The 8,351-nt window shown below is 32.9% G+C and carries 7 protein-coding genes; 5 read left to right on the top strand and 2 right to left on the bottom strand.

All coding sequences use genetic code 11. The features are described 5' to 3' along the window. Positions 1-142: 142 nt before the first annotated feature. Positions 143-1,621 carry a proline--tRNA ligase gene (proS, locus tag Q0050_RS08765; protein ID WP_298394360.1) on the bottom strand — a complete coding sequence of 493 codons (1,479 nt, stop codon included), beginning with the start codon at positions 1,619-1,621 and terminating at the stop codon, positions 143-145. A 100-nt stretch (positions 1,622-1,721) separates the two neighbouring features. On the opposite strand from proS, the gene Q0050_RS08760 reads away from it, so the two are divergent. The 4 genes from Q0050_RS08760 (at position 1,722) to Q0050_RS08745 (ending at position 6,363) form a co-directional block, all read left to right on the top strand. Further along, positions 1,722-2,768 carry a hypothetical protein gene (locus Q0050_RS08760; protein ID WP_298394359.1) on the top strand — a complete coding sequence of 349 codons (1,047 nt, stop codon included), beginning with the start codon at positions 1,722-1,724 and terminating at the stop codon, positions 2,766-2,768. A 113-nt stretch (positions 2,769-2,881) separates the two neighbouring features. Further along, entirely contained in the window at positions 2,882-4,396 is a 1,515-nt protein-coding gene (locus tag Q0050_RS08755; RefSeq protein WP_298394358.1) for an OmpP1/FadL family transporter, read from the top strand. A 138-nt stretch (positions 4,397-4,534) separates the two neighbouring features. Beyond that, a complete protein-coding gene (gene rimO, locus Q0050_RS08750; RefSeq protein WP_298394357.1) occupies positions 4,535-5,836 on the top strand; it encodes a 30S ribosomal protein S12 methylthiotransferase RimO in 1,302 nt (433 codons plus the stop codon). Positions 5,837-5,880: 44 nt separating this feature from the next. Continuing rightward, positions 5,881-6,363: a hypothetical protein gene (locus Q0050_RS08745; protein ID WP_298394356.1), complete on the top strand. Its 483-nt coding sequence runs from the start codon at positions 5,881-5,883 to the stop codon at positions 6,361-6,363. Between the two features lie 84 nt (positions 6,364-6,447). Here Q0050_RS08745 and Q0050_RS08740 read toward each other — a convergent pair whose 3' ends face one another. After that, positions 6,448-6,861, bottom strand: a complete 414-nt coding sequence (locus tag Q0050_RS08740) for a DUF1573 domain-containing protein (protein WP_298394354.1) — start codon at positions 6,859-6,861, stop codon at positions 6,448-6,450. 219 nt (positions 6,862-7,080) lie between these two features. Between Q0050_RS08740 and Q0050_RS08735 the strand changes: the two genes are divergently transcribed. Then, on the top strand, positions 7,081-8,340 hold the full coding sequence (locus Q0050_RS08735) for a sensor histidine kinase KdpD (RefSeq protein WP_298394351.1): 1,260 nt from the start codon (positions 7,081-7,083) through the stop codon (positions 8,338-8,340). Positions 8,341-8,351 lie beyond the last annotated feature (11 nt).

The following is an 8,351-nucleotide window of genomic DNA, read 5'->3' as shown; positions in this document are numbered from 1 at the left end:
ATCGAACCCCTCTTACATGGATGAAAACCATGCGTCCTAACCGATAGACGAACGGGCCATTACATTATTTTGTAATGCGAGTGCAAAAATACAACTATTTTTAATTCACGCAATAGTAGCGAGCACTTTTTTTAATTATTTTTTAATATGCTTTCGCAAATAACACTCTACCAGTAGATTTCAAACCAGAAAAAATACATTTTCCTTCTTCTTCTACCCTATCCAATGGAATACATCTTATGGTTGCTTTAGTTAATTCTTTAATTTTTTCTTCGGTTTCTGCAGTTCCATCCCAATGTGCTGAAATGAAACCTCCTTTATGTTCTAAAACCTCTTTAAACTCTTCAAAAGTCTCAACTTCAGTTATATGCTCTGTTCTATAATCGATAGCTTTTTGAAATAATTCTTTTTGAATTGTCTCCAACAAATCACTAATATAGCTAACAACAACATCCTTAGAAACAATTTCTTTAGAAAGTGTATCTCTTCTCGCTACCTCAAATGTTCCGTTTTCTAAATCTTTCGGACCAACTGCAATACGAACAGGCACTCCTTTAAGTTCCCATTCAGCGAATTTAAATCCTGGTTTTTGAGTAGTTCTGTTATCAAATTTAACAGAGATATTTAATTTCTTGAATTGTGCCTGCAACTCATTAACAACCTCACTTATTTTTTGTAATTCTTCTTCCGTTTTAAAAATAGGAACAACAACTACTTGAATAGGAGCTAAATTTGGTGGTAAAACCAAACCATTATCATCAGAGTGTGTCATCACTAATGCTCCCATCAAACGCGTAGAAACACCCCAAGATGTTCCCCAAACATATTCTTGCTTTCCTTCTTGATTTGCAAATTTCACATCAAATGCTTTTGCAAAATTTTGTCCTAAAAAGTGTGAAGTTCCAGCTTGAAGCGCCTTACCATCTTGCATAAGTGCTTCAATGCAATAAGTTTCTTCTGCACCAGCAAAACGTTCAGTTTCTGTCTTTAAACCCTTTATTACTGGAATTGCCATAAAATTTTGAACAAAATCAGCATAAACGTTCATCATCTTTTCAGATTCTTCAATAGCTTCAACTTTAGTTGCGTGTGCGGTGTGTCCTTCTTGCCATAAAAACTCTGCCGTTCTTAAAAATAAACGCGTTCTCATTTCCCAACGAACAACATTAGCCCATTGGTTTATCAATAGTGGTAAATCTCTGTAAGATTGCACCCAACCTTTGTAGGTTGACCAAATAATAGCCTCACTAGTTGGACGAACAATTAACTCTTCTTCCAATTTAGCATTTGGATCTACCATCAATTTTCCTGGACGCGATTCATCATTTTTTAAACGGTAATGAGTCACAATGGCGCATTCTTTGGCAAATCCTTCTGCATTTTTTTCCTCTGCTTCAAACATACTCTTGGGAACAAATAAAGGAAAATAGGCATTACTGTGACCTGTTTCTTTAAACATTCTGTCTAATTCTGCTTGCATTTTTTCCCATATTGCATAACCGTAGGGCTTGATTACCATACATCCTCTTACACCTGAGTTCTCCGCTAAATCAGCTTTAACTACAAGTTCGTTATACCATTTGGAATAATCCTCTTCTCTTTTTGTTAAGTTCTTACTCATAATGAATAGTTTGGCATAAAAATTGTTTAACTTATTTTAACTAAATAGTTCGGCAAAACTAACTATTTTTGTATTGTCCAACAATAAAAATGCTACAGATATGAAAACAAATTCTTTTTTTACCAAAAAAATCTCCATTTATTCACTTCTTGGAGTTTTTGCATTGATTGCAACATCTTGTGGTTCATACCAAAATACCTCTTATTACGATAATGATGGAATTTATGGTTCAAATGAAAAATCTAAAAAACCTTCGGAAGAAAACGCCAATAGTGGTTACTACAAAGATTACTTTAGTTCTTTAAATCAAGAAAGTCAAGAATTATTCACTGATGTTGAAACTTATACATCTTATAATGATACTGTTGCTAGAAATACTCAAGCATCCGAAAGCTACTCTAGTTGGGGTTCAAACAATCCAGAAACAATAACTGTCAATGTTTATGATAACAATTGGGGTTGGAACAATTGGTACGGAAACGGTTGGGGTTGGAATAATTGGTATGGAAATGGTTGGGGTTGGAATAACGGATGGTATGGAAATGGTTGGGGTTGGAACAACGGATGGTATGGAAATGGTTGGGGATGGAATTCTTGGTACGGACCAAACTGGGGTTGGGGTTGGAATAATTGGTACGGTCCAGGTTGGGGTTGGAACAATGGTTGGTACGGCAATGGTTGGGGTTGGAATAACGGTTGGAACGGAAACAATTATGCCTATGCCAATGGAAGAAGAAATTCAAATTACAACAATGGATTAAGCAGCCAAATGGGAAATAGAAGAAATTCAAATTTTGCTGGTGGAAGACAATCTAATTCTACTATTAGAAATACTAATATCACAAGAAATAGTTATCAAACTGGTGGCGTAAGACCTTCAAACACTACAGTTAGAAATACAAATACTACACGAAATGATTATCAAACAGGCGGAATAAGACCAAGCACTACAAGAAGTGATAATGGTACAGTTAGAACAACAAATACCACTCCTGTTAGAACAACAACTACAGCTCCTGTTAGAACTAACACGACGACAAGAAGTTATGACACACCAAGATCATATTCGCCAAGTCCGAGTAGCGGCGGTGGAAGCTTTGGTGGTGGCGGCGGTGGCGGAAGATCATCTGGCGGCGGAAGAAGATAATCAGTTGTAAAAAATAAAAATTTATGAAATTTCTTTTTACTGTGAGTTCGAAAAAAATAGCAGTAAGTAAAAAAGAGATGTAATAAGTTATTTCTAAAATAAAATATAAGCATATGAAAAAGATATTTGCAATTGCGGTAGCAACATTAGCTATCTCATCATTACAAGCTCAAGATATTAATGACGCGCTAAGATATGGTCAAACTGATTTAAATGGAACGGCTCGATTTAGAGCAATGAGTGGTGCTTTTGGAGCATTAGGTGGTGATTTTTCGTCACTTAACGTAAATCCTGCTGGTTCTGTTATATTTGCTAACAATCAAGTGGGCTTGACCTTAAGTAATTTTAATATCAAAAATAATTCGAATTACTTCGGAAACAAAACTACAGAAAACAACAATAGTTTTGATTTGAATCAAGCTGGTGCCGTTTTCATATTTGAAAATGGAAGTGCCAAAAGCGATTGGAAAAAATTTGCAATAGCCGTAAACTATGAAAATGCAAAAAATTTAGACAATTCTCTTTTTTCAGCAGGAACCAATCTAAACAATTCTATAGATAAGTATTTCTTAAGTTATGCTAATGGCGTACCTTTCGGAAACATAGATAATATTAATTTTGATCAACTCTTTTTTAATGAGCAACAAGCTTTTCTTGGTTACAACTCTTATATAATTGATCCTGTAAATCCTACAGCAAATAACGTAGACTATTTTACAAACATTGCTCCAGGTGGAAATTATTACCAAGAGAACGCTATTGAAAGTACTGGATACAACGGAAAACTTACTTTCAACGCCTCTGCTGAATATCAAGATAAATTCTCTATTGGTATCAATTTAAATTCTCATTTTTTAGATTACAAACAGTCTACAAGTTTTTTTGAAGCTAATGACAATCCGATATACACCACTGGTACTACTGTAGATAGAGTTCGTTTCAATAACCAACTTTATACTTACGGTACAGGATTCTCCTTTAATATTGGTACGATTTTTAAACCAACTAAAGCAGTACGATTAGGGTTCGCTTATGAATCACCTACGTGGTACAAACTAACAGACGAATTAGCACAACAGTTAGTTACATCAGGATTTGGACTTAATGCAGATAAAGACAATACTCTTTATGGCACACAAATTACAGATCCTAATGTGGTAATGATTTTTCAACCTTATAAATTACAAACACCAGGAAAATGGACAGGAAGTTTTGCTTACATCTTTGGTAAAAGAGGTTTGATAAGTGTGGATTACTCTTTAAAAGATTACAGCAATATGCGTTATAATCCAAGAAATGATTATCCAAATGAAAATAGAGCAATGAGCACGTTACTTGATACTTCTAATGAAGTGCGTGTTGGTACCGAGTATAAAATTAAAAAATGGAGTTTAAGAGGTGGCTATCGTTGGGAACAAAGTCCGTATAAAAACGGAAGAACAATTGGCGATTTAACTGGATATTCTGGTGGATTAGGTTATAATTTTGGTTCTACCAAAGTAGATTTATCTTATGCTCACGCTAAAAGAAACTATAATTTACAATTCTTTTCGCAAGGTCTTGTTGATACAGCAAGAATTGAAAATATAACTGACAATATTACACTCACATTTGTTTTTGAACTGTAAATGCATCAAAGTAAAAGAAATAAACCATTCGATATTCGGATGGTTTTTTTTATTAAATGAACATCCGAAAGGAAAATCCAAGAATCTGAATCAACTTCAAATTAATTATTGTAATTTTGCACTCCAATAAAAATAGGTATGAGAACCAAAACATTAAAGAAAAATAAAATCAATGTCATCACGCTTGGATGTTCCAAAAACACTTACGACAGTGAGGTATTAATGGGACAATTAAAAGCTAGCGGTAAAGATGTTGTACACGAACAAGAAGGAAATATTGTTGTAATAAATACGTGTGGATTTATTGATAACGCTAAAGCGGAATCTGTAAATACTATTTTAGAATATGCCGATAAAAAAGAGCGTGGTATCGTAGATAAAGTATTCGTTACCGGTTGTTTATCTGAAAGATATCGTCCTGATTTAGAAAAAGAAATTCCAAATGTTGACCAATATTTTGGTACTACAGAATTACCTCTTTTATTAAAAGCACTTGGTGCAGATTATAAACATGAGTTATTAGGGGAACGATTGACAACAACGCCTAAAAACTATGCTTACCTAAAAATTGCAGAAGGTTGTGACCGACCTTGTAGCTTTTGTGCTATTCCACTTATGCGCGGCAAGCACGTTTCTCAATCTATTGAAAAATTAGTAAAAGAAGCGGAAGGTTTGGCTAAAAATGGTGTTAAAGAATTGATTCTTATTGCACAAGATTTAACTTATTATGGATTGGATTTATATAAAAAACGTAATCTAGCCGAGTTACTTGAAAATCTTGTAAAGGTAGAAGGAATCGAATGGATTCGTTTGCATTATGCCTTCCCAACAGGATTTCCGATGGATGTATTGGACTTGATGAAACGCGAGCCAAAAATCTGTAATTATATTGATATTCCATTGCAACACATTTCTGATAAGATTTTAAAATCTATGAAACGTGGTACAACTAAAGAAAAAACTACCCAATTATTAAAAGACTTCCGTCAAGCAGTTCCTGGAATGACTATTAGAACAACGTTAATTGTTGGTTATCCTGGTGAAACGCAAGAAGATTTTGAAATAATGCGCGACTGGGTTCAAGAAATGAAGTTTGAACGTTTAGGCTGTTTTACTTACTCTCACGAAGAAAATACTGGTGCGTTTGTATTAGAAGATGATGTTCCTGAAGAAGTAAAAAAAGCTCGTGCGCAAGAAATAATGGATTTACAATCACAAATTTCGTGGGATTTAAATCAAGAAAAAATCGGACAAACCTTTAAATGTATCATTGATCGAAAAGAAGGTGAACATTTTGTTGGTAGAACCGAATTTGATAGTCCTGATGTTGACAATGAAGTATTGATTGATGCCGCAAAATTCTATGTAAAAACAGGTGATTTTGTAAATGTAAAAATCATTGACGCTACTGAATATGATTTGTACGGTGAACCTGTGTAATTTAAAAAACTTTTTCTAAATTTGAATTTCTAAACAATTTGAAAATGAAAACATTAAAATCATTTTTTATCGTAAGTATTCTTTTTGGCTCTTTAACCATTTGCTCTGCACAATTTGGAGGAAACGGAATGAACAATGGAATGGGAAGAGGCACAATTAACCAACAAAGCATTCAAAACACCAATAATTTTGGCCGTTACGAAAAAAGTCCCGAAGAAATTGAAAAAGAAAAAGCGGAGAGTATTGAAAAATCGGTTGAGGCTTTAAAAAAAGAATTGAATCTAGACGAACTTCAAATTATTGTTATTCGCAAGGAAATCGAAACGAGCACGAAAAAGATTTATGCTGTCGTAAAAAACGAAGAAACGCCACAAGAAGAAAAAGCTAAAGAAATCGAAGCTATTTCTGAAAAAACAGATTCAACAATCAATACGTTTTTGAATGCTGAGCAAAAAGAAAAATACAAGAAGTTTATCGAAAATAGAAAAGAAAAATTAGAAAAACTTAAAGACAAAAGATTGAGATAAAATCAATCGATTTAAAACCAAATAAAAACTCCTAAACAATCAAGTTTAGGAGTTTTCGCGTTATTAACCAACCTTAAAATTAATTTATGATTTAGCAACCACTGTACCTTTGAAAGTCAAAACTTTTGGATTAGTTTCAGCACTTGTAGTAACAGTAACTGTTTTTGTAAATGGTCCAGCTGCAGCAGCATTGTAGGTAGCTTTTACATATCCAGATTTTCCTGGTGCAATTGATTCTTTTGTATAATCAGCAGCAGTACATCCACAAGCAGGTTTTACGTTAGTAATCACTACCGCTTTGCTACTTGTATTTTTAAATTGAAATTCGATCAATTTTGGAGTTCCTTGTGGAATCTGACCTACTTCAATGACGTCGCTTTTCCAAGTAATGGCATTAGCTTCAGTTGTTTTTACGATTGTGTTTTCTTCGTTAGAAATTACTGTAAATGACATTAATCCTAAAGCCAAAGCTAACATTGAAATTTTTAAAATTTTCATCTTCTTATTTGTTTAAATTTGTTTACAATTTGAGTTCATCATTATGAACAATACAAATGTAGAACAATAAAGTTTGCTCATCTGTTAATCGGTTTCAAATGTTTGTTAATGACTTGTTAACTGCTACAAATGGGCTCTTTTTTTTAGTAATATTACCCTTTGAAATTAATAGAAGAACCCAAAAATATAATGCTGAGACTTTGATAGTCGCACCAATTTATGAAAACTAAAAACCTAAATATCATCATCGTTCTTGGACTTGTAGCAACCATCGGAATATTGATTGCGCAGCTTTTATGGACGAAAGAAGCGTTTAACTTAGAAGAAAAAAAGTTTTCGCAACGCACGCACATTGCACTTCTAGAAGTTGTTAAAAAACTCTATCAAGGAAAAAATAGTGAACTTCCAATTCAAAATCCGATAAAGAAAATTGCTAATGATTATTATATTGTAAATGTAGAAAATGATTTTCAACCCGATATTTTGGAACATTATCTAAAATCAGAATTTACCAAATTCAATATCAATACCGATTTTGAGTATGCTATGTACAATTGCCAAAGTGACGAAATGGTTTATGGTAACTATGTTTCATTTGACAATAGCGGACCAGATGTGAAATCAATTTATTTTCCTAAACACGAAAATTTAGTATATTATTTTGCTATTCGATTTCCAGATGAAACTTCATATTTGCTGAGTTCTCTGCGTTTTTGGTTTGTATTATCGTTAGCTTTAATAATAATTTTATTGGTTTATGTTTACTCCATTTATACCATTATTCAGCAGAAAAAATACTCCGAATTACAACGTGATTTCATTAATAATATGACGCACGAGTTTAAAACTCCGCTGTCTTCTATCCTACTCGCTTCAAACTACTTAAACAAACAAGAGTCGATAACTACCAATCCGAAGCTGGAAAAATATACCGAAATCATTATTAATCAAACCAAAAAGCTAAACAGTCATATTGAGCAAATTTTAAATATTGCAAAGTCGGATAATGCTCCTATGGTTATGGATAAAAAAGAGGTCAACATTGTGCCAATTATCAAAGATGTAATTGAAAATATGCAATTAAAGCACAACGATTTAACAGTGAAAATTAATGCAGAAGACCCAACAAATATCAGTGCAGATGCTTTTCATTTTACTAATATTGTTTATAATTTACTTGATAATTCTATAAAATATTGTGACGAAAATCCAGTAATAAACATCAATGTGATAGAAAATAATGGCTTAATAAAATTAGAATTTTCAGATAATGGAATAGGAATTTTGAATAAAAATTTAAATTTTATATTTGATAAATTTTATCGAATTCCAAGTACCAAAAGTAATGAAGTTAATGGTTTTGGTTTAGGTTTATATTACGTTAAGAAAATCTGTACCCAACACCAATGGAAAATCAACCCAAATAACAACACAGATAAAGGAATTACCATTTCAATTGAAATACCAAAAAGTAAATAAATATCAAGCAT

The sequence above is a fragment of the Flavobacterium sp. genome, assembly GCF_027483985.1.
GTDB lineage: Bacteria > Bacteroidota > Bacteroidia > Flavobacteriales > Flavobacteriaceae > Flavobacterium.
This window is presented reverse-complemented; position numbering and strand designations above follow the sequence as displayed.